2 protein-coding genes are annotated in these 1455 nt (G+C 62.3%); both read left to right on the forward strand.

The window, feature by feature from the left end:
• Positions 1-96 precede the first annotated feature (96 nt).
• Complete coding sequence (locus BL254_RS24695; RefSeq protein WP_076845387.1) at positions 97-1275, forward strand: restriction endonuclease subunit S; 1179 nt, start codon at positions 97-99, stop codon at positions 1273-1275.
• Positions 1275-1455, forward strand: a 181-nt coding sequence (locus tag BL254_RS24700; RefSeq protein ID WP_139342509.1) for a hypothetical protein, incomplete at its 3' end; no start/stop codon positions are given. The genes BL254_RS24695 and BL254_RS24700, both read left to right, overlap by 1 nt.

Here is a 1455-nt window from a genome sequence, read left to right on the forward strand (position 1 = left end):
CCCCCTCGCCGAGATCGACGCGGACTTGGAGAAGCAGGTCGCCAAGATCCTCGACCTGCTGCGAGAGGTTGAGAAGTGACCCGATTCGGACACGCAATGGAGAAGATCGACGAACGCATCCCGGGCGTGGATCTTCCGCTCATGTCGGTATCCCAGACGCGGGGCGTGATTCGGCGAAGTGAGTTGACGGACGCCCCTCAGCGGGCAGAGTCACTCGACAACTACAAGGTGTGCCGGACCAACGACATCGTCTTCAACAAGATGAGCATTCGCTCTGGCGCAATGGGCGTGGCGGCCGAAGACGGGCTCGTCACCTACCACTACGAGGTCATGCGACCTCGCGAAGGAACGGACCCGCGTTTCATCGCCTACTTGATGAAGTCGTCGTGGTTCACCGAGGAACTCATCAAGCGGGAGCGCGGCATCGGCGCGGGCGACCAGGCCAACGTTCGCACCACGGAGGTGCCGTTCTCAGCCCTGAAGACGATCGATGTCTACATACCGAACCAATCTGAGCAACGCGCTATCRCCAACTACCTCGACCGCGAAACCGTCCGCATCGACACGCTCATTGAGGAGCAGCGGCGCCTGATCGAGATGCTCCGCGAGCGGCGTACGGCAGTTATTGCCCATGCGACCTCGAAGGGCACAGAGGTCGAGTTCCGCCGCGTTATCACGGCACTACGTCAGGGGTGGAGCCCCAATTGTGAGAATTGGCCCGCAGACGGAGTGACGGAATGGGGAGTGCTGAAGGTCGGATGCGCGAACACCGGCCGGTTCCAACCCGCCGAGAACAAGCGGCTCCCTGATGACGAGAATCCCCGGCCGGAGTTCGCGCTGCGTCGGGGCGAACTCGTCATGTCACGCTCGAACACGAAGGACCTGGTCGGTGCGGCTGCCGTAGTGGACGACGACTACCCGCGGCTGCTCCTTTCCGACCTAACCTACGGAATATCACTCGCGTCCGACGCCGATCCGGTGTTCGTTGCTTTTGCACTTGGCTCCCCTGCCATACGTGTGCAGATCAGCGCGGCGTCCAAAGGCATGAGCCACACGATGCAGAAGATCTCTCAGAGGGACATTCGGGAACTTCGCATTCGGCTGCCTGACCCGGATGAGCAGCACCGGATCGCGACGTACCTTGATGAGCAAACCGCGAAGATCGACACGCTCATCGCCGAGGCTGAGCGGTTCATCGAACTCTCAAAGGAGCGGCGGGCGGCGCTGGTCACGGCGGCGGTGACGGGGCAGGTCGATGTGCGGGAGTTGGTCTGATGGCCGACCACAACGAGGTCGTCTTCGAGTCCGAGGTCTGTGCATACCTGGAGGCTCGCGGGTGGTTGTACTCGGTGGACGACTCCGGGTATGACCGTGAGCGGGCGCTCTTCCCCGAGGATGTGTTTGCCTGGTTGGAGGAGACCCAGCCGGCGGCGTACGGGAAGGCGTTGAAGGCGG

It is taken from the genome of Protofrankia sp. BMG5.30 (assembly GCF_001983005.1).
GTDB lineage: Bacteria > Actinomycetota > Actinomycetes > Frankiales > Frankiaceae > Protofrankia > Protofrankia coriariae.